The organism is Caballeronia sordidicola, assembly GCF_001544455.2.
GTDB classification, from domain to species: domain Bacteria; phylum Pseudomonadota; class Gammaproteobacteria; order Burkholderiales; family Burkholderiaceae; genus Caballeronia; species Caballeronia sordidicola.
Window position 1 is genome coordinate 1 of sequence record NZ_FCOC02000006.1, and the last position, 19,198, is coordinate 19,198.

At 57.9% G+C, this 19,198-nt stretch carries 20 protein-coding genes; 17 read left to right on the forward strand and 3 right to left on the reverse strand.

Annotated features, from left to right (window positions below; translation table 11 throughout):
- From AWB64_RS12315 to AWB64_RS12360, 10 genes are all read left to right on the forward strand, one after another.
- Positions 1 to 818, forward strand: an 818-nt coding sequence (locus AWB64_RS12315; RefSeq protein ID WP_157766624.1) for a DUF2345 domain-containing protein, incomplete at its 5' end; no start/stop codon positions are given.
- Between the two features lie 60 nt (positions 819 to 878).
- Positions 879 to 2,966 (forward strand): hypothetical protein, encoded by a 2,088-nt coding sequence (locus AWB64_RS12320; protein ID WP_060819280.1) that lies wholly within the window; start codon positions 879 to 881, stop codon positions 2,964 to 2,966.
- A 47-nt stretch (positions 2,967 to 3,013) separates the two neighbouring features.
- A complete protein-coding gene (locus AWB64_RS12325; protein WP_060819282.1) occupies positions 3,014 to 4,096 on the forward strand; it encodes a formylglycine-generating enzyme family protein in 1,083 nt (360 codons plus the stop codon).
- Positions 4,097 to 4,115: 19 nt separating this feature from the next.
- The gene (locus AWB64_RS12330; protein ID WP_060819284.1) at positions 4,116 to 5,054 is read left to right on the forward strand and encodes a DUF3592 domain-containing protein; all 939 of its coding nucleotides are present in this window, start codon (positions 4,116 to 4,118) and stop codon (positions 5,052 to 5,054) included.
- 34 nt (positions 5,055 to 5,088) lie between these two features.
- The gene (locus AWB64_RS12335) at positions 5,089 to 5,481 is read left to right on the forward strand and encodes a PAAR domain-containing protein (protein ID WP_060819286.1); all 393 of its coding nucleotides are present in this window, start codon (positions 5,089 to 5,091) and stop codon (positions 5,479 to 5,481) included.
- Entirely contained in the window at positions 5,478 to 5,978 is a 501-nt protein-coding gene (locus AWB64_RS12340; RefSeq protein ID WP_060819288.1) for a DUF4123 domain-containing protein, read from the forward strand. The genes AWB64_RS12335 and AWB64_RS12340 overlap by 4 nt, the downstream gene beginning before the upstream one ends.
- Positions 5,971 to 6,333, forward strand: a complete 363-nt coding sequence (locus AWB64_RS12345) for a hypothetical protein (protein WP_060819290.1) — start codon at positions 5,971 to 5,973, stop codon at positions 6,331 to 6,333. Before AWB64_RS12340 ends, AWB64_RS12345 begins: the two co-directional genes overlap by 8 nt.
- Positions 6,333 to 6,938 (forward strand): restriction endonuclease fold toxin 5 domain-containing protein, encoded by a 606-nt coding sequence (locus tag AWB64_RS12350; RefSeq protein WP_063493208.1) that lies wholly within the window; start codon positions 6,333 to 6,335, stop codon positions 6,936 to 6,938. Before AWB64_RS12345 ends, AWB64_RS12350 begins: the two co-directional genes overlap by 1 nt.
- An 8-nt stretch (positions 6,939 to 6,946) precedes the next feature.
- Positions 6,947 to 7,663 (forward strand): immunity 52 family protein, encoded by a 717-nt coding sequence (locus tag AWB64_RS12355; protein ID WP_063493209.1) that lies wholly within the window; start codon positions 6,947 to 6,949, stop codon positions 7,661 to 7,663.
- 57 nt (positions 7,664 to 7,720) lie between these two features.
- Positions 7,721 to 8,440: an Imm52 family immunity protein gene (locus AWB64_RS12360; RefSeq protein ID WP_060819292.1), complete on the forward strand. Its 720-nt coding sequence runs from the start codon at positions 7,721 to 7,723 to the stop codon at positions 8,438 to 8,440.
- Positions 8,441 to 8,956: 516 nt separating this feature from the next.
- Here the strand turns inward: AWB64_RS12360 and icmH are convergent.
- The 3 genes from icmH to tssJ form a co-directional block, all read right to left on the reverse strand.
- A complete protein-coding gene (gene icmH, locus AWB64_RS12365) occupies positions 8,957 to 9,745 on the reverse strand; it encodes a type IVB secretion system protein IcmH/DotU (protein ID WP_060819294.1) in 789 nt (262 codons plus the stop codon).
- Positions 9,742 to 11,088 carry a type VI secretion system baseplate subunit TssK gene (gene tssK, locus AWB64_RS12370; protein ID WP_060819296.1) on the reverse strand — a complete coding sequence of 449 codons (1,347 nt, stop codon included), beginning with the start codon at positions 11,086 to 11,088 and terminating at the stop codon, positions 9,742 to 9,744. Before tssK ends, icmH begins: the two co-directional genes overlap by 4 nt.
- Positions 11,089 to 11,281: 193 nt before the next feature.
- Positions 11,282 to 11,872 (reverse strand): type VI secretion system lipoprotein TssJ, encoded by a 591-nt coding sequence (gene tssJ / locus AWB64_RS12375; RefSeq protein ID WP_279616256.1) that lies wholly within the window; start codon positions 11,870 to 11,872, stop codon positions 11,282 to 11,284.
- Positions 11,873 to 12,263: 391 nt separating this feature from the next.
- Between tssJ and AWB64_RS12380 the strand changes: the two genes are divergently transcribed.
- The 7 genes from AWB64_RS12380 to tssG all read left to right on the forward strand — a co-directional run bounded on the left by AWB64_RS12380 (position 12,264) and on the right by tssG (position 19,183).
- Positions 12,264 to 12,932: a tetratricopeptide repeat protein gene (locus AWB64_RS12380; RefSeq protein ID WP_060819298.1), complete on the forward strand. Its 669-nt coding sequence runs from the start codon at positions 12,264 to 12,266 to the stop codon at positions 12,930 to 12,932.
- 55 nt (positions 12,933 to 12,987) lie between these two features.
- Positions 12,988 to 13,551 carry a type VI secretion system contractile sheath small subunit gene (tssB, locus tag AWB64_RS12385; protein ID WP_060819300.1) on the forward strand — a complete coding sequence of 188 codons (564 nt, stop codon included), beginning with the start codon at positions 12,988 to 12,990 and terminating at the stop codon, positions 13,549 to 13,551.
- Positions 13,552 to 13,568: 17 nt separating this feature from the next.
- Positions 13,569 to 15,059, forward strand: a complete 1,491-nt coding sequence (gene tssC / locus AWB64_RS12390) for a type VI secretion system contractile sheath large subunit (RefSeq protein WP_060819302.1) — start codon at positions 13,569 to 13,571, stop codon at positions 15,057 to 15,059.
- 69 nt (positions 15,060 to 15,128) lie between these two features.
- Positions 15,129 to 15,659 (forward strand): Hcp family type VI secretion system effector, encoded by a 531-nt coding sequence (locus tag AWB64_RS12395; RefSeq protein WP_060819304.1) that lies wholly within the window; start codon positions 15,129 to 15,131, stop codon positions 15,657 to 15,659.
- Positions 15,660 to 15,765: 106 nt separating this feature from the next.
- Positions 15,766 to 16,245, forward strand: a complete 480-nt coding sequence (tssE, locus tag AWB64_RS12400) for a type VI secretion system baseplate subunit TssE (RefSeq protein WP_060819306.1) — start codon at positions 15,766 to 15,768, stop codon at positions 16,243 to 16,245.
- Between the two features lie 41 nt (positions 16,246 to 16,286).
- Complete coding sequence (gene tssF, locus AWB64_RS12405) at positions 16,287 to 18,125, forward strand: type VI secretion system baseplate subunit TssF (protein ID WP_060819308.1); 1,839 nt, start codon at positions 16,287 to 16,289, stop codon at positions 18,123 to 18,125.
- Positions 18,089 to 19,183: a type VI secretion system baseplate subunit TssG gene (tssG, locus tag AWB64_RS12410; protein ID WP_060819310.1), complete on the forward strand. Its 1,095-nt coding sequence runs from the start codon at positions 18,089 to 18,091 to the stop codon at positions 19,181 to 19,183. The genes tssF and tssG overlap by 37 nt, the downstream gene beginning before the upstream one ends.
- The last annotated feature ends 15 nt before the right edge of the window (positions 19,184 to 19,198 follow it).

Sequence of the window (19,198 nt, forward strand, 5' to 3'; positions counted from 1 at the left end):
CCGCCGGTACCGCCAGGCAGCACGGCGGCGCCGACATGCAGGCGATCGACTCGCTGAAGACATTCACGAACGCGACGCAAAGTGGGTACGGCGGCGGGACATCGGGCGCTTCCGGCGCAGGCCAGGATTCATCGGGCGGCGGCGGACAGGCGAACGGATTCGGCGATCCGGTGCTGCTTATGGCATCGCCCAAAGGGGTGGGGATCACCACACCGGAGAGCGTCCATATTCACGCGGGCGAGAATGCAACGATGTCGGCAAATAGCGATATCAATATTGCAGTGGGCAAAAGCCTGGTCGCGAATGCCGTCGATAAAATCAGCCTGTTCGCCTACAAGCTGGGCATGAAATTGATCGCGGCGCGCGGCAAGCTGGAAATACAGGCGCAAACGGACGGCATGGATCTCCTCGCAAGCAAGGGCATCAAGATTTCGTCTTCAACAGACGGCATTGCGCTGAGCGCGGAAAAAGAGATCCTGCTCACATGCGGCGGCGCGTACGTGCGCATCAGCGGCGGGGGTATCCAGATCCACGCGCCGGGCGAGGTCGATATCAAGGGTTCGAATCACGCCTTCTCGGGACCCACGCGATACGACGGCCAGCCGCCGGCGCTTCCAAAAAGTGTATCGAACGATCAGCAGTTTATCCTCAAGGACGAAACCACCGGAAATGTCATGCCGCTTGCGCCATACCGCATTGAGGGAAGCGGCGGGGAAGTGCTGGCGCGAGGCATTACCGACGCCGAAGGCAAGACGGTGCGCGTGTTCACCGGCACTGAGGCGCAGGACCTGAAGATGTTCCACGAGGACGAAGCGTAATAGCGGCATATACAACACAACGCCAACGTCACGGCGATTCGAGACCAATCGAAAAAAATCATGAGCCAAGAGAATGCAGCGGGGACCAGCCGCACGGATACCCGTGAAGGCAGCACAGCCGACGCGAAGGGCAAGCAGCGTCCGCTCTACTTTTTCTATCCGGACACGGCCGAGCTTTTCGAATGTCCACTCGAATCCGTCGATACGGTGGCGAAGGAAATCGCCTTGATGAGCCGGCTGTCGGAGAACCTTATCGAGGCACGCCAGGCGCTTGGCATGGCGCACGCCAACTGGCTCGAGCAGCAATCGAACGTTGCGCTGCGTCCGCAACTCGAGGCGAAGCTGAAAGAAGCCATCAAGAAGGAGGAGGCGGCGACGGCGGAGGTTCACAAGGAGCTGGAAGAGACGCCCGCGTTCAACAAGGATGGCGTCTGGGAGCTCCTGCCACTACGCAAGACAGGCTCCGGCAAGGAACAGTACAGTGGGCAGCGGTTCACCTACGTGCGCTCATCGAAGATGCGGAATCACTTCCGCCGTTACAAGCTCGACTCCGACAAACCGCAACTCAAGTCATTCCTCGTCAAAGACGAAGCGACCAAGAAGTACAAGATTGATCATAAAATGCTTGATGAAAAGCTCCATGAAGCTTTGCATAAGACCAAGCTGCATGAATGGAAAACGCCGCCGTGGGGCGTTGATTGGGCGCCTAGTTTCGCGGAGGGTTTCAACAAGAACGCAAACTTCAAGTCGCCGGACGACCCGAATGCCATGGTGGAGTTTTCCGGCGGCACGCAGATGCTGCGGCTGTTTGCCGGTGCAGGAGCCAGCGCCAAGGTTGAAAGCACCTTCAAGTCCTTTGACGACGTTCTGCATTTGCGCGGCGAGGTTTCGGCATCGGCCAAGGCCAAGGGTGAAGTCGGCGGTATCCTTGCCGACGGAAACATCAAGGCCATGCTATATCTGCCGTGGAAGTCCGGGCTCGAGCTCTGGATTCCGGCGCCCACGGAAACTCAAGGCGGCAGCTACTCGTGGTCGAGCACACCTGATACCACGCTCGGATTCTTCCGGATATCCGTTGTGGCAAAAGCCGAGGCCTCATGCGGTGCGAGTTTGCTGGCCGAGGGCGGTGTCGAGTTCAAACTGGGACGCGATGGTAAAACTCAGCAAGTGCGCGGCACGCGTGCAACCCGCGACCCCAATCAAATGCAGCGGCCGAGACTGGACGTCACGAAAGTGGAAGCAACGGCCGACGCTGGTGGCGATCTGAAGGCGTTTGCCGGCGTTGAAGCCGAAGCGTCGTTTGATGGCGCCTTCGAATGGCGGCGTCCCCAGGAGAAAGTCAAATGGACGTCGTTCGCGTCTGTGAAGCCGGGGGTGAGCGGTCAGGCCGGCATTGGCGCGCAGGCGGCGTTTCACATCACGTACGATGAAAAATTCCGCATCTTCATGAAGGCCGGCGTATGCGTGGGCGTGGGCCTCAAAGGCGAGATCGAGGCGACCGTCGATGTCGTCAACATGGCCGAGTTCGCGTGGTGGGCAAAATCGCAGGTCGCTTATGCCGGCGATAAAAACCTGAAATACTTCGAGACGGAAGCGTTCAAGACCTTCGTTGCGATGTACACGCTGGCGATCGCGAAGGGTAAGGAGATCGGCGCTTTTGTCGGCAAGCAGTTCAGTGAATTGCGTACCGATCTCACCAATTTCATCCGCACGGAACCGAAGAAATTCCTGGATGCGGTCAGGAACGCGCACGACTCGTTGCTGAACAGTCTTGCCGAAGTGAAGGGCTACATCATCTACGCTTTAAAATCGATCGGCGATCAATTTGAAGAGTGGCGCCTCGAGGCGTCCGATGCCATTGACCGGATTCTCGCATCGGCGCAAATCAAGAACGAGCTGAACAATGTCTATCAGTTCACATCGCCGGAAATCGGCGAGAAGAGTGAAGCTCAACTTGCGCGCAATGACATCGGACAATTCATTGGCATGGATCAGGTTGCAATGATCGAAGGCAGGTTGCGTGACGAGCCCGCGCCTGGTTTTGCGTTCGCATTCAACGACTCGCCAGCCTACATGATGCAACAAGGCACCAACGTTGCATGGCTGCATCCGGCCACGACGGCGGGCGACGGATCGCAACTTGCTTGAGCGGCATGAACGGCTTAACGAAGAGCACAACAAAGGAGTGTCGCTGCATGGGTTATCCGTCTTATCGTGCTTGTGGGACATCGCGTGCGTTTGCGGTATTGAGCACGTCGCTCCTGCTGTCCTGCAGCGCTTTTGCACAGAAGATCGATGTGAACGCACCGGCCGATAAAGACCGCCTGATTCGCGAAATCACGACGCCGTCGCCACACAAGAGCACGTGGGAACACCTGAGCATGGTGCTCAAATGGGGACGTGGCAAGCCTTACGACGATACAGTCGGCATCATCCAGGATTACTTCAAGACGCTGCCGCCGCCGGGCAGTGACGAACTTGCGAAGTTCAGGCAGAAGCTACAGGGCGAACTCGTTTTCGTATCGGGCGGCGAATTTTTGATGGGCGACTTCGGCCCGCATAAGTCGCCTGAAAAGCTGCCATATTCCGCCAACGAGGGCGCAGCGCCCGCCCACGCCGTAACCCTCGACAGCTATTCAATCCTCAAGCACCGCGTCACGTATGCAGACTACGACCTCTATACGAGAGCCAACAAGTTGCCGCCGGCCGCGATCAGTAAGGCCGAGTATCTGGAGTTCCGATTTCCTGACTATCCGGTGGCGTATGTGACCTGGCGGCAGTCTCGCGATTTTTGTTCGTGGCTTGGACAGGTGACTTCAATGAAATTCGATCTGCCGACCGAAGCGCAGTGGGAATACGCAGCACGCTCGCGCGGCGAACTTTGGGTGATTCCGAGCACGGCCGTGCCGGTCGTCGATGGCAAATACAACCTTGAGCAGCTCGACGGCATCATCGACAAAATGGAAGGGAACGGAACGAGTCCCGAGCCGCTGATCAGCCGTCCGGTCGGAACCTACGGCGACAACAAGATAGGCGTATCGGATGTGTTCGGACGAGGCAGGGAGTGGACCCGCGACTGGTTCGACAAGACTTACTACAGCCACAGCGCAGCGCACGATCCGCGCGGCCCCGAAGCCGGCGGTTTGCGAACCGTGCGGTTCGCGACGAGCAGCAGGACGCGGCTCGTGATCGATCGGGCCGGGCTCGCCCCTGATACCGAAAAAAGCGATCTCGGGTTTCGTTGCGTGCTCAATCAGACAGAGCCCGCTGGCCGGTGAGGCTACGGCCCGACAGAACATGACGAACGCGCCCGGACAGGTTTCTTCGATACGCAAAACGACCATCGTCGCGCTGCTGCTCGGCGGCGGTCTTTTTTTGCTCGCGATAGCCATGGCGGTTTCGTCGGTTATCAGCACGCGCGATATGACCGCTGCCCGAGGTACTGTCGTGCGATTTGGCGGCGGCTCGCAGTCCTTGCGGTCCTACACGCCGGTCTTCGCGTTCACGACTGCCGGTGGACAGCGCGCCGAAACGAGCGGAGAAACCTCGTCGACACAGCCGGCCTATGACATTGGCCAGAGCGTGCGGATTTTTTATGACGCGGCGCACTCGGCTCGCCCCGTGATCGTCGATGAGTTCATGCAGCGGTGGTTTCCGGCTGCGGTTCTTGCGGCGCTTGGCGTGGCGTTTCTCGCGATCGGCGCTGTTCTTTACAGGGGCGATCGGCCGCGCATTTCCGCCGCCGCGCCATCCAATGCCTCGTATTCGCAGCGCAAGCAACAGCGAAATCGCCAAAACCTCGTTATCAGTGTGTTGCCCGTTGTCATTGGCGCCGGGTTCGTGCTTGGCGCAGCCGCGACCGGCTTCCACGCGCAGCACATCAGGCAGAACTACAGTCGGGCAGAGGGACAAGTCATCAACGTGCTTGAAAACGAGCGTCCGTATCAACCCCATTCGAGGCTGTATTCGGCGGTTATCGTTTTCAGGACGGACACCGGCAAGCAAATTTCGTTCGCGCAAGGTTCGTCGTCATCGCATAACGGCCTGCGCGAGGGTGAGTCGGTCGGTGTCCTCTACGATGCGCAGACGCCTGAGCGCGCGATGATCGACAGCTTCTGGGAGCACTGGGGTCTTACTGCCATTCTCCTTGTGATCGGGATTCCGTTTCTGGCAGTTGGTGTGTTTTTCCTCAGCACTGTAAGCTTGGGTGGACAGGAGCGAAAACGCGTCGCATGAAAATGTCTTCAAACAGATTTCGTACAGGTGACGCATGAGTTCATTTGCGTGTGAGGGCGACAGCACCACCCACGGTGGCACCATCGTCTCGGTTTCTTCATCGATAGCCGTTGGCGACGGCGGCCGTCGCGCGGCCCGTCTTGGCGATCTCGTCCAGTGCCCGAAATGCAACGGTACCTTTCCGATCGTCACGACACAGAACCCGGCGATGACTGTCGATGGTGTCCCGCTCGCCTTCCACGGCGACAAGACGTCGTGCGGCGCCGTGTTGATTGCGGCGCAATCGGTGACGACGGCAAACGTCAAGGGATCAATGGAAGGCGACGCTGCCGCAGCCACTGAAAGTGCGCCGCTTGCGCCGACCATCTGCCGCGAATGTCTCGCACACGCCGCTGAGACCGGCGCATCGACTGTGGCGCGCGCTTGATTCCGTCGCAGCTCGCCGAGCGGCTGGAACGCCTTCGAACGTCGGCGCCGGGGTTGCGCGCCTATGCGCTCGTCGATGGCTATCAATACGCGCAGCATTTCGGCCATCCACTAAAAAGACGTTGGGGCGCCGTAGCCGCCCTGTTCGCCGGAACCGAGGACGAACCGCTCGCGGACGCGGGACCGTGGGTGATCGATCTCGCCGCGCCCGAGGCCTTCGCTATTGCTTCGCTTGCCGAGTTGGAAGAGGCCCGTCCCAGCGTCATGTGGCTCTTTGCGGATCAGGAATTGGATGCACTTGTGGCCACGCTACAGGGCAAGCTTAATAGCCGCTTGCCTGACGGAAGGGTGGCGCTCGTGCGCTTCTGGGATCCCCGAGTGTTCGTGCCGCTGTTCAACGCGCTCGATTCCGCCGGTCGTCAGTCGTATTTCGGCGATGTGAGCGAGTGGCACGGCTTGCGCAACGGCAAACGCTTTCACGTCTCCCACCATGCTTGAACTTACCGAAGAACAATGGGCGTCCTTGTGCGCCAGCGACGAACGCAACTTCGTCGCGACGATTCGCGACGACATCGTCCAGGCAAGTCCCCGTCTTGCCGGCGACTCAACCTTGCTGAACCGGCTGGTACGCGCCTATCAGGATGCGAAGCGCATGGGTTTTCAGCAGGACAAGGCGCTCGTCGAATTTCTTTATGTCGAGGCGGATGTGCCGGAGTTTTATCGGAAGCCGGCGATTGCCGCATGGCTTGCGAAGCCGGGCCGCCCTGTTGAGGAACGTTTTGAGGATGTGCTGGCGGTCGCGCGGCGCAAGCTGATGGACCGTGCTGCGAACCGCATTCAGGAGGAGAAGTAATGGCAGTCCTGGCGATACCGCTGATCGAAGCTGCGGGCACGGCGCTGGCTGAAGCGTTTCCTGCGCTGCTTGGCGGCGCGGCGACGGCGGGCATTCTGTCGTTGTCGCGCGATCATGCGGAAGATAAGTCGAAGGCGCAACCTGTGGCGCGCACCCTGCCGAAGACGAATGAGAAATGCAAGAGGTGTCCGCCGGACAGTGGCATGCTGGTGACCCGCAATTGGAATATGTCGGACACGTCTCAGGCTTACCAAGCACAAGTGACAGGGTTTGCGCCGGGGACTGAATGGAATTTCGGCGGCCTTGACTTTGATGGTTTTCGCTCGACCATGTGTCAATTGGAAGAGGCGAAGGCTAAATACGATCAGTTCTTTGACGGTGAGACCGGTGAGCCCAAGTTCTTTTTTAGAACTTTTGGCGTTCTGAAGTTGCGCAGGCAAGCGCAGGCTCAAAGCGTTGTTGTAGGCGGTAATCCACCATCGCTTTTGTGTTGGTATTTCATGCAACCGCTAAGCTATGGTTTTTTCAAACGAGACTTTCGGACCCGCGCCCCGTTGGTCCAAACGGAGTTAAAGGGATTCGCATCAGACCCGATTGAACATTGAGTTATGAAATGAAAACAAGCCTTAACATTGATTTGACGTTTCGACTGGAGCGCGCGGAGCTACCGACAATTGACGAGCAATATGGATGGCTATGGCAATTTGCTTGTTCTCTGCAAAAGGCCGGATTGCCCCTCGACCAGTGGTATCCGCCAAACCATTCTCCTGAAGCATCACTTTTGAACAAAGCTTTCGACACTTCCGGACCAACCGGGGCCGCCCTCGCGCTAGCGAAGGCGGATTCGGAAGTCTACCCGGGCGTTCGTGGACTAGGCGCATGGAATGGAATTGAGGGACCAGGGGGAGCGGCCATTACCGATCTTCTTACTACCAATGGTGTGTCAACCTGCGAATTGGCGTCGAGAGGGATTGAAGGCTTGCTCAACGAAAAAAAACTTGCGGAGATCATGATCGAAGCCACGCGCATTTGGCCCGCGTCGAGCATCCAAGCGGGACCGTACAAGTATTTTGTCGATCATCAAGTTTTCGAAAAACGCCCCGGTGCAGGGTGGATGCTTTATTTGCCACGCGTCATTACCACCAGACAGGTGCCGGAGGCGCGTGACCTAATTCCGGTGATGCAAGGCAAGCAACAGAAGGGCACAATCATTGTAAGCGTTATTGGTGAACCGTTTTCAGTCGAGAATCCCGAGCATTTGAAAGTCGCAAACGCTATCGAAACACGCCTTGCCGATCAGGATCTTCTTCCTCTATTCACTGAGCTTTGAGGTTAGTAATAGAGTTCGGACGTCTCTGGCGGACGTGATCGAACACGCATTTATTCCATGAACATCACTCTCACTTTCCGTCTTAGGCAAGACAGCTTGCCAAGCGAATCTGAACAACTCGAAGATCTCTGGAAAGTGGCGACTCTCCTCGAACCTCTCGGTTTTCCACTTGAGAAGTGGTATCCGCCAGCAGATACTCCCGGGCGCTCCAAGCTCAACTCTGCATTCGAGAAAAGTGGACCGACCCCGACGACAATCGCAATATTTCACTCCGAAAAACAGGAAATTGAAACGCCGTGGGTGCGGGTATCGGGCGTATGGAATGGAAGCGAGGACGATGGTGCAGTTACCTTCAGTACCTCCCTGTCGGCGGGCACTGCCGCTTCGATTTGTTCTTTCCGGCTTCGATCGAAAGGCGTCGCCGCATTGAGCGCAACAGGTACAGCAGTCCCGTTTATAATCGGACTACTAAAAATATGGCCCGCGGCCACCGTCGAAGTTGGCCCGTATAGGTATTTCTCCATGCTACAAGTCTTTCCCAATAGACCCGGTGCTGGCTGGATGCTCTACCTCCCTCGCGTGATATCGACGAAAGAAGTTCCAGAGGCGCGCGACCTGATCCCAGTCATGGAGGGCAAAAAGCAGAAAGGCACGCTTGTTGTAAGTGTCATCGACGAAGTGTTTTCGGCCGATAATCCCGAGCACGTGATGATAGCGAATGCGATAGAGGAACGACTGGTCGATCAGGACCTGTTGCCGCGTTATGCAGAACTCTGATTTCGCCAGGCGCGATCGGCGCGAGATTCTGGATAATCGAATCTATGAATCATTTAAGACACGATTGTCGTGAGCGTGATCGACGGAGTATTTTCAGCGGATAACGCGGAGCATGTCAAGGTAGCGAATGCTATTGAAACGCGGAGATTTAGCCGCTTACGCGTTAAGCGATAGGTCGGCTCATTCTATTTTTCTGCCTCAAGCCATAGCATAAGTTTGCTCTTGTCGACGCCACCAGCACGACAGCCTATAAGCACCCGTGGGATGGTCTTGTCCATTATTTCATCCACAATAGTGTCAACTTTGAACCGGCTAACGCGTTTGCTCGATTTCAAGCCGTCGTTGCACGTTGGCCATCGGAAAGGCATCCTTAGCACTATTTAGCGTGCCTAACAATCGAGCCATCCGTCTATCGCTATGCGCAGCCGTAGCATCCTAGAGATCAACATCAGGGAAGTGGCTTTTGGCTTCATCGGGTGAAAGATAATGGATTCCACGCTCAAGCGGGAAAACCGGCTAAGGCAGCGATATCGTCAAGTTTGCGGACCTTGGCCCGACCTTCACAATCTCGGAATACGGTGCGACCGCTTTCAGTGTCGAATCCTTCAGGTAAGCATTCAGACCCACGAACGCCAGCACGCCTACCAGCGCAAATACCGATGCAATCACCCACAACGGCACTTCGCTTTTCAGGCGATGTGCAATCTGATCCGGCAACGACCAATGTGGCGCGAAGGGCGCGCGCTTACCCTTCATCTGCGAGATTTCATCGCCCACTCGTGCCGTCAGGTAAGCGAGCTTTTCCGGTCCCTCCATCATGTACTTGCCCTGGAATCCGAGCAGCAGGCACATGTGAAAAACCTCAAGCGACTGCAAACGTGCGGCGCCTTGCGACCGCGCTTCCTCGAGATACTGAAAAAACTTTTCGCCTGCCAATTGCTCGCCAAACAGCGTCAATTGCAACGGCTTGCGTTCCCACTCTGAACGAATCTTGAAGCGTGAGGCCAGCACCGATTCATCCACGGCCGCACAGAACGCAAACTTCGCGGCGAACATGTCGTCGGCGGATACGTTCAGTTTCTTTGCGCCGCGATCGAAGTCGCCGAGAAAATCCTGAATGCGTGTGAGAAAGCTCGCCGCGTCTTCAGGCTCGCGTTCGTTCTTGAGCAGGAACAGCATGAAAAAACCATCGTAAAGCAGGTCGAGCAGGGAACGGATCTGGTAAGTAGACGCTGCCGGAGGCGTCTGATTTCGATTGATCTGTTGCGGCGGGGCATCGCCGAAAAGTGAAGGCGCATAGCTCATGACGTCACCGCGATCAGGTCGAGTTTGAGGTCGTCGATGCCCGAAGGGGCATAGATCATTGCCGATTGCGCCTGCAGCATGCGGTCATACAGCGGGCCACGTGTTTCCAGCGCGAAATAGCATGCGCCGGGCCGCACGGGAATGGCCGGCGGCACTTGCGGCGTATAGGTGAGCCCCACCCCGGGCATGGCGGACAACACGAGCTTGTCCACGTCTTCGGGCGCTCCGACTTTGAAGCGCGCGGGCACGGCCTCGACGAGTTCGACCGTTGGCATGCTGGCTGTGACCGAGAGGAAAAACGTGGTTTTATCGTCGATCTTGCCCGAGTCGATGCGCCCCAGATGGAACGACGGCCGGACTTCGTCGAGCGCAATTGCGAAATAGCGGGTGGAGATCACGGTATCGAGCAGATCGCGCAGCATGGTGTCGAGTTGATCGAACGCCGGACCGGGATTGTCATGCCTGTACACCGGCAAGTCAGCTAGCGCGTATCCCTTCGAGAACGTCATCAACTGGCCGGCAAGCCGCAGCAACTCCTGGAACAGACGCTCCGGATGCAACGCGGCATGCTGGTACAAATGCGTGAGCGCGGCAAACGCCGCGCTTGCGGTATGCAGAAGCCAGAACGAAGCGACATCGCCGGACCGGAACTCGATGATGTTCTTCGTCGGCTCGCGATGAAACCCATATAGCGCATTGACCTTCGCCTGCAACGCTTCAATCAGCTGACGCAGGCGCTGGTGCAAGAGAGGTGAGGCCTCAATCGCGAGACTCGGCGGCACGAACGACTCATCGATCTCGAACCCCGAGGTCGCGGTGCGCCGGATGCGAACGAGCGGCACGGACATGTACTGGTCGCGCGGCTCGCTGTTGGCCACGAGTTTGACGCTCGCCTTCAGGAAGGTAATGTCGGCCTGGGCAGCGTCGGTGAAGTGGTCACCAATTGAATTTTGCTCGCTCACATAGCGCGACACGAACCCGTCCGCCGGATCCTGAATGTAGTTGGCCCCAGCTTCGCGCAGCGGATGCATGGCAAGATAAAAGGTGAACTCATTGACGCCATCGGGCAGCGTCCCGAGCGCGATGGCCGGCGGCAGAGCATTCGCTTGCGGGGCGGAATAGAGTTCCCCGTCAGGGAATACGAGCGCCAGTTCGCTCAAGCGCAACACGTTGCTCGCGAGCGCGTCTCGATCAAACCGAACCGAGCGCACGCCCCAGTTGTAAGGCTGGATCGCGCGAACCGACTCGAAAAGACGCGCTTCGTGATACGCGTCTTGTCGTTGAAAATGCTGAGGCCGCAGAAAAAGACCTTCACCCCAAAGCACCTTGGCGGAATAACTCATACTCGACCTGTAAAGGGTTCACTACGCCTGTCGGAAAACAGTCTTGCTTTCCGCGCCGCACAAAATTATTTGTGATTGGCCGGACACCAGGCCTGCTCTGTGTATTGGCCTGAAACAATTGTTGATTCGATCGGCCGGCTAACGTATTGCGCCGGGGCGATAATATTCACTTAATACTCATGATTAAGCAACATTACCCGCAGTTTACAACTGAAAGGAAATTCAATTGTTGTGCCGGTAATCCAACATCTGAAGGGATCACTGTCCCTCCGGTTACTGTCATGGCGCAATTATGCAGACCAACCATTATGCCGGATTTTTCCGATTTGACCGGATCAAACGCGAATTTCCAACGCTGTTGCGCCGGATCGCGGAATAAGGCGACGATGCCGAGCGCACCGGCTTCACGCGTGACCTTTTCCTTTACGGTATAACGCTGTCCCGGGATCAGCGTGACTTCTCTAACCCGGATCAAATCCTCGCCTAAAGCGGCCTTTTCACGACTGGGGTCAGTGAATGTGTCGAACGATGCTTGCTGAAATGAAGTTGCGTCTTTGAGGGTATACAAACGCACTACTAGCGCAAATGGGCGGTTATCATTTGCCGCATTTAAATTCGGGGCCGCATACAGGGTAAGCGGCACTTCGCGCGGCGGCTTTTGTGCGTCCGGAACATCGGGCTTGCCTATGCCAACCGCCTGCAAACCCGCGCTGGCGGCGGCTCCCAACACTGAAACCCCGGCCGCACATCCCCCCATCAGCAGGGTGGCAGTGAATATAACCACGCATCTAAGGTATCTCGTCTTCACGCTTGTTATTATGCAAAGCACGCGTTGTTCCCCGATTATCACAGCAAGTGGTCAATCATTTTTCAGCCCAGTAGAAACGGGCTCAACTGCTTGTTTTATATAGGCCCTGGAGCCGCCAGACTTAGTTTGCGCAACCGGTTTTGACGCTTAATCCGGAAAAAAATTCCGAATCTTCATATGTTTGACGTAAAACCCGGATGGTGTTACAGAGTTACTCAAGATTCATGACCTTGCTTGCTATAAAAATTTGATCGCTTTACGTAGTGATTGAGTTAACAAAATTTGGCCTGTACTATACCTCCGCACTCGGAGCATGGCAAAAAACGAATTAACCCATCATTAAAAAATCAGACTCAGTGAATAAACGATGACAGAACGCCTGTTTACAAAAATCATCGGGGTAGTGGCAGCGTGTGCCGTCGTGACGGGTTGTGCCACCCAGCAACCTAATGTGCCGCCAGCTGCCGACGTATTCAACAAGCAATTGGCAGATGCTGATGGCGTGTCGAAAGCAGGGGATCAGGACAAGGCAATCGGGCTATATCAGGAACTCGCCAAATCAGATCCCACGCGTGAAGAACCGTGGTCCCGGATTGCCCAGATTCAATTCACCCAGCAGCATTACGGGCAGGCAATTGTCGCGGCACAGGAGGCATTACAGCGTGATCAAACCGACCGCCAGGCCAAAAGCGTTCTGGCTGTCAGCGGATTACGGATTGCGACGCAATCGCTCGGCGAACTGCGCCAGGATTCGGCGCTCGCGGGGGACGCTAAATCCGACGCCCAGGCGCTCGCCAAGCAACTGCGCGACACCCTGGGCGAGGACGCTTTGTTCCCGCCCGAGCAGCAGGCGCAAAAGCCCGTTGTGAAGAAGCGCCGCGTTCTGCACAAGAAACCGGTGTCCGCCGCGGCGCCGGCCGATACCCAGGCAGATGCAACCGCATCGCCTGCCGCGCCTACCGCGCCCGCAGCACCCGCGCCGCAAAAAGCCGCCAAGGGCGGCGGCGCGTCCGACCCATTCAGCGCGCTGCGATAGCACGAGGCGCACGACCCGAGAACCGTAATACACGCCGGAACCACGGAGACCAGCCATGGCCAAGAAAGAAAGTATCCAGAAGCGCCTGCAGAAGGTTCGCCCCCCTCGCGTCCAGCTGACGTATGAAGTCGAGCGTGGAGACGCGATCGAGATCAAGGAGCTTCCTTTCGTCGTTGGTGTGATGGGCGACCTCGCGGGGCAGTCGGAAGTCGAGCAGCCGCGTTTGCGCGACAGGAAGTTCGTCAACATCGACCGCGATAATTTCGACGACGTCATGAAGGGCATCGAACCGCGCGCCGCATTCCAGGTGGAGAACCGCCTGAGCGAGGCGGGCGGCAAATTTGGTGTCGATCTGCGTTTTAATTCGATCGCGGATTTCGATCCCGATGCGATCGTCCAGCAAGTCGAACCGTTGCGACGCTTGCTCGAGGCGCGCTCGAAACTTGCCGACCTGCGCAACAAGCTCGCGGGTAACGACAAGCTCGAAGACCTGCTGAGCGACGTGCTGCATAACACGCAGCAATTGCAGTCGCTGGCGCCGCATGCGGGAAGCACGGCAAGTGCGGACGCATCGCACGGGCCGGACCACAAGCCGCAAGACGACCAGCAGCGCGACTAAAACCAGCGGGGTGTGAAATGAATCAGCAAACGGCTGCGGCTCAGGCCGGCACGCATCAATCCGAAACGGCTACGTCACTGCTCGACGAGATTGTCGAAAAGAGCAAAGTCGCAAAGTCCCATTCCGAACATGTGCGCGCGAAGGACCTGATTGGCGAGCTTGTTACGCAGGTGCTCGACGGCACGGTCGTGGTGTCGAATAACTTGTCGGCAACCATAGACGCTCGCGTGGCGGAACTCGATCAGCTGATCTCGGCGCAGCTGAGCGCCGTGATGCACGCGCCGGAATTCCAGCGCCTCGAAAGCACATGGCGCGGTCTCGACTACCTGTGCAAGGAAAGCAACACAGGCGCAACCGTGAAGATCAAGGCGCTGCATGCGCCCAAGCGCGACATTGTCCGTGACTTCAAGACGGCGATCGAATTCGATCAGAGCGCGTTGTTCAAGAAGGTGTACGAAGAAGAATTCGGCACCTTCGGCGGCGCGCCTTTTGGTGCGCTGATCGGAGACTTTGAAGTGACGCGGCAGCCGGAAGACATGTACTTCATCGAGCAGATGTCGCATGTTGCAGCGGCGGCGCATGCGCCGTTCATTGCGTCGGCATCGCCGGAACTGATCGGCCTTGAGACTTTCGCGGATCTTGGCCGGCCGCGCGATCTCGGCAAGGTGTTCGATACCGTGGAGTACGCGAAGTGGAAGTCCTTCCGCGACTCGGAAGATTCACGCTATGTAGGGCTGACGCTGCCGCGCTTTCTTGGCCGCTTGCCGTTCAACCCAAAAGACGGACAAACGGCGGAGACATTCAACTTTGTGGAAGACGTGGACGGCACGGATCACGCAAAGTACTTGTGGTGCAACGCCGCCTGGGCGTTCGCTGCCCGGCTGACCGCCGCGTTCGATGACTTCGGCTGGTGCGCGGCGATCCGCGGTGTGGAAGGCGGTGGTCTGGTGGAAGATCTGCCCACCCATACGTTCAAGACCGATGACGGCGAAATCGCGCTCAAATGCCCGACAGAAATTGCTGTGACGGACCGTCGCGAGAAAGAGTTGAGCGACCTCGGTTTCATTCCGCTCGTCCATTGCAAGAACTCGGATTACGCCGCTTTCTTCGCGGCGCAGTCCGTGCAGAAACCCAAGAAATACAACACCGATAGTGCGAACGCCAACTCCGTTCTGTCCGCTCAGTTGCAGTACATCTTCTCGGTATCGCGCGTGGCGCATTACCTGAAGGCCATGATGCGCGACAAGATCGGCAGCTTCGCCTCGGCCCAGAACGTCGAAGTGTTCCTGAACCGCTGGATCTCGCAGTACGTGCTGCTTGACGACAACGCGACGCAAGAACAAAAGGCGCAGTTCCCGCTGCGCGAGGCATCCATACAAGTGGCAGAGATCCCCGGCAAGCCGGGTTCATACCGGTCGGTAGCGTTCCTGCGGCCGCATTTCCAGCTGGACGAACTGTCGATCTCTTTGCGGCTTGTCGCAGATCTACCAAAGCCTGCCTCTTCCTGAGCAGGATAACTGCGTGAGGCCTGGACGTTGTCCGGGCCGCCTACAAAACCACTTTATGAGGGTCCAGCTGTGAAGGATATCTATTTGAAATTTGGCAATCCTGCAATCAAAGGCGAATCGCAGGACAAGGATCACGCGAACTGGATCGAGATCGATTCATGGAGCCATGCGATCACGCAGCCGCGTTCGGCAACGGCGTCCACGGCTGGCGGCCACACATCCGAGCGTTGCGAACATGGCGACATGGTGTTCACTAAAGACATCGACGTGGTCAGCCCTCTCATGTATCAACATGCTTCCGGCGGCACCACGTTCGACGAAGTCACCATCGACTTCATGCGATCGGATGGCGAAGGCAATCGCATCAAGTATCTCGAGGTGAAGCTCAAGTACGTGATCATCTCGGCAATCAACCCGAGCGTCAATGCAGTTACCACTGCATCGGCGGGCACGGGCGCAAGCCTGCCGGTCGAGCAGTTCTCGCTCAAGTATGCAGCCGTGCAATGGAAGTACACGCAACAAAAGATTGGTGGTAACCAAGGCGGCAATGCGCAGGGCGCATGGAGCCTCACCAAGAACGACAAGACGTACGCGGTCTGATGGCCGGCGGTTCGCCGCTGATCATCGACGCCGGGGCCCAACACGCATGACCTGCGGCACCGGCGTCGAAGTGGACATGGCTACGCATGCAACACACCAGGGCTAAATGAAACGCTTCGAGCCTAGCTTTCTCGACAAACTCTTCGACGACGATCCATACGAGCCGGCTGCGTCAGCATTGCGCCAGTTGTCTCTTGAAGAGCTCAAGAGCACGGTTGCCCGCGACGTGGAGTCGTTGCTGAATACACGGATTGGTTTCACGCAGGCGAATCTGGCCGCCTTGCCCGAGTGTCAGTTGTCCGTGCTGACCTACGGACTCAACGACTTCGCGGGAATGAGCCTCGCGAGCCATTACGACCGCGTGTTCATTTGCCAGTCGATTCAACAGGCGATCGCGCGGCACGAGCCGCGCCTGCAGCAGGTATCGGTAAAACTCGAACTGAATGACCAGTCAACGAGCGCACTCAACTTCGCGATCCGCGCCGTGTTGATCGTGCATCCGGCCGAAGAGCCGGTCAGCTTCGACGCCATGCTGTTGCCGTCGACGCTGCAATATTCCGTGACGCGTTCGCGCGCCAGGCTTTGAATGCAGCATCCGTGCATGACACGGAGCCGGGGATTTGAGTAATGGAAGAACTGCTGCCGTACTATGAGCGCGAACTCTCATTCCTGAGACGCTACTCGCGCGACTTCGCGCAACGCTACCCGAAGATCGCCGCGCGTCTTACGATGTCCGGCGAACACGCCGAGGACCCGCACGTCGAGCGCATGATCCAGTCGTTCGCGCTGCTTGGCGCGCGCATCAACAAGAAGCTCGACGACGACTACCCTGAATTCACCGAAGCGTTGTTGGAAGTGCTGTATCCGCATTATCTGCGGCCGTTTCCGTCGTGTTCAATTGCGCAGTTCGACGCAGCCCAGGCGCTTGGACAGCTCACGGCAACGGCGACCATCGAACGCGGGACCGAACTGAAATCGCGGCCCATTCGCGGCGTGCAATGCCGCTTTCGCAACGCGTATGATGTGGTGCTTGCACCGCTGCGCATTATCGAAGCGAAGTATACGCCGGTTGCGTCCGCACCGAGCGCGACCGTCCTGCCTCGTGATGCCACCGCGCTGATCTCCGTGACCTTTGAATCGGCCGCGCCCCAACTCGATCTCTCGACGCTCGGCTTGCAGCAACTGCGCGTGCACCTGCATGGCGAACAGTCGTTTGTCGCCGCGCTTGCCGATTGCCTGCTTGTCAACACAACGGCGAGTTATGTTGAAGCGGACCGTTGCGGCAAATGGAAAAAGCTTCACGCGCCCGTGCTCGAGCAGGCGGGTTTCGGCGAAAGCGATGCGCTCATCGACTATCCGGAAAAATCACATCCGGCATATCGCTTGTTGACCGAATACTTCGCGTTCCCGGAGAAATTCAATTTCATCGACTTCGGCTTCACGGACATGGCGCGAGCCGCCGGGAAATGCAGCCGTTTCACGCTACATGTGGTGCTGAAAGAGATTCGCAGCGACTCGCAAACGGCACGAATGCTCGACGCCTTGTCGAAGGACAACTTGCGTCTCTTCTGCACGCCGGTGGTGAACCTGTTCAGGCAGCATGGGGATCCCATCCGCGTCACGCATCAGGCGGTCGCGTACCCGGTCATCTGCGATGGACGCCGGGCCGCCGCTTACGAAGTGTGCTCGATCGACTCGGTGCATCTGGTGCGCGAGCAGGTCAGTGGCGAATCCGTCACGGAGTTCCGGCCGTTCTACTCACTGCGTCACGGCGAGCTCGGGCAAGCGGGGCATTACTGGCTCGCGCGCCGCGACGATGCTGTCGCGAAGACAAGTCCGGGTTACGAGACGGAGATCTCGATTGTCGATATCGACTTTGAGCCACTGCAGGCGCAAACCGATACGCTGAGTCTGGAACTCACCTGCACGAATCGCGACATCCCGGCACAGCTGGCGTTCGGGCTCGATGGTGGCGATTTGTTCCTCGAAGGCGATTCGTTGGTGAGCAGTGTGCGCATGCTGCGGCGGGCGACGCCGAGCGTGCGCTTCGAACGCGGGCGCGCTGCGCACTGGCGTTTGATCTCGCACCTCGCGCTCAACCATGTTTCGCTCGCGCAGAGCGGCGTCTCGGCGCTCAAGGAATTGCTGCGTATCTACGATTTACGGCGCACCGCGGTCTCGGCGCGGCATATCGATGGCATTGCTGCCATCGAGCAGAAGCCGGCTATCCAGTGGCTTCCAGGCAAACCGTTCGCCACCTTCGTGCGTGGCATCGAAATCCGTTTGACGCTCGACGAGGAACATTTTGTCGGCACGAGCCTCGCGTCCTTCGTGCGAGTGATCGACACGCTCTTCGGACTTTATGTCCATCTGAACAGCTTCGTGCAACTGGTCGTTGTCTCGAAACGCACCGGAGAGGAGATCCTGCGATGCAAACCCCGCAGCGGCGAATCGATCCTCCTGTAGTGGAGCGCCTGCTCGACGAGCCGTACCGCTTCGAATTTTTCCAGGCGGTCCGTCTGCTCGGGATTGCTTTTGGGCGCAAGGCAGGCGCGGACAAGCGGGGACGTGATGATCTCTTCGCCAAGCACGTTTCGTTTCGCAACAGCATGTCGCTTTCGTTTCCGCCCAGCGAGATTCAATCTGCGCTTTCATTCGATGCCGGCGACACCGCGCTCAAGGACAAACCCGCTCGCACCGATGCTCTTGCAAACGGCGGACTGAGCCGCGTTGAAATCACGCCATCGTTTTTTGGCTTGCTCGGTTCGCAAGGTGCCTTACCCCTTGCCTATACCGAGCAGATCGCGAACCGCGAGCAAACGCACAAGGACTACGCCGCGCGCGAGTTCTTCGACATGTTCTCAAACCGTGCGACCGCGCTCTTTTACGCGGCGTGGAAGAAGTACCGGTTGCCGCTTCACTACGAGACCGATCGGGATCAGCGGTATCTGCCGCTGCTGCTGTCGCTTGCGGGCGTGTCCAACGACGAAACGCGCGCCGACCTGCAAGGCGGACGTGGCGCCCTGTTCGATGAAGCCATTGCAGGCTATGCGCTGGCGGCGCGGCACAGGCCGATGTCCGCGTCTTACTTGCAACGCACCTTGTCGGATTACTTCGGCGTGCCGGTGCGCGTCGAACAATTCATCGGCAGATGGTACGACGTGCCACGCGACCAGTTGAGCGTGCTAGGTGGCGTCAACGCAACGCTTGGCGCCACGGCACTGGCAGGCGAGCGCGTGTGGCAGCGCGATATGCGCGCAAGGCTGGTCGTGGGACCGCTTTCGAAGAAAGACTATGAAGCGTTCTTGCCTGGCGCCGGCAATGCCCTCGCGCTCGAGCGGATGTTGACGTTGCTCGCGGGTGTCACTCTCGAATACGAAGTGTCACTCGTGCTGCGTCGCGACGAAGTTTCGCCGAGCCAACTGGGAATCGCCGGGCGCCTGGGCTGGGACGCGTTTCTTTGCACGCAGCCGGCGCGGCAGGATCGTTCCGACGCATGTTATGAACTTCATCTGGTTTCCTAAGCGTCTGGTCTATCC

Excerpts from the sequence above, each read along its gene's own strand:
- tssG (WP_060819310.1), top strand. The coding sequence starts at position 18,089 with ATGCAAACCCCGCAGCGGCGAATCGATCCTCCTGTAGTGGAGCGCCTG.
- tssB (WP_060819300.1), top strand. The coding sequence starts at position 12,988 with ATGGCCAAGAAAGAAAGTATCCAGAAGCGCCTGCAGAAGGTTCGCCCC.
- icmH (WP_060819294.1), bottom strand. The coding sequence starts at position 9,745 with ATGAGCTATGCGCCTTCACTTTTCGGCGATGCCCCGCCGCAACAGATC.
- AWB64_RS12325 (WP_060819282.1), top strand. The coding sequence starts at position 3,014 with ATGGGTTATCCGTCTTATCGTGCTTGTGGGACATCGCGTGCGTTTGCG.
- AWB64_RS12330 (WP_060819284.1), top strand. The coding sequence starts at position 4,116 with ATGACGAACGCGCCCGGACAGGTTTCTTCGATACGCAAAACGACCATC.
- AWB64_RS12360 (WP_060819292.1), top strand. The coding sequence starts at position 7,721 with ATGAACATCACTCTCACTTTCCGTCTTAGGCAAGACAGCTTGCCAAGC.
- AWB64_RS12355 (WP_063493209.1), top strand. The coding sequence starts at position 6,947 with ATGAAAACAAGCCTTAACATTGATTTGACGTTTCGACTGGAGCGCGCG.
- AWB64_RS12350 (WP_063493208.1), top strand. The coding sequence starts at position 6,333 with ATGGCAGTCCTGGCGATACCGCTGATCGAAGCTGCGGGCACGGCGCTG.
- AWB64_RS12380 (WP_060819298.1), top strand. The coding sequence starts at position 12,264 with ATGACAGAACGCCTGTTTACAAAAATCATCGGGGTAGTGGCAGCGTGT.
- AWB64_RS12345 (WP_060819290.1), top strand. The coding sequence starts at position 5,971 with ATGCTTGAACTTACCGAAGAACAATGGGCGTCCTTGTGCGCCAGCGAC.
- tssK (WP_060819296.1), bottom strand. The coding sequence starts at position 11,088 with ATGAGTTATTCCGCCAAGGTGCTTTGGGGTGAAGGTCTTTTTCTGCGG.
- tssE (WP_060819306.1), top strand. The coding sequence starts at position 15,766 with ATGAAACGCTTCGAGCCTAGCTTTCTCGACAAACTCTTCGACGACGAT.
- AWB64_RS12320 (WP_060819280.1), top strand. The coding sequence starts at position 879 with ATGAGCCAAGAGAATGCAGCGGGGACCAGCCGCACGGATACCCGTGAA.
- tssC (WP_060819302.1), top strand. The coding sequence starts at position 13,569 with ATGAATCAGCAAACGGCTGCGGCTCAGGCCGGCACGCATCAATCCGAA.
- tssF (WP_060819308.1), top strand. The coding sequence starts at position 16,287 with ATGGAAGAACTGCTGCCGTACTATGAGCGCGAACTCTCATTCCTGAGA.
- AWB64_RS12335 (WP_060819286.1), top strand. The coding sequence starts at position 5,089 with ATGAGTTCATTTGCGTGTGAGGGCGACAGCACCACCCACGGTGGCACC.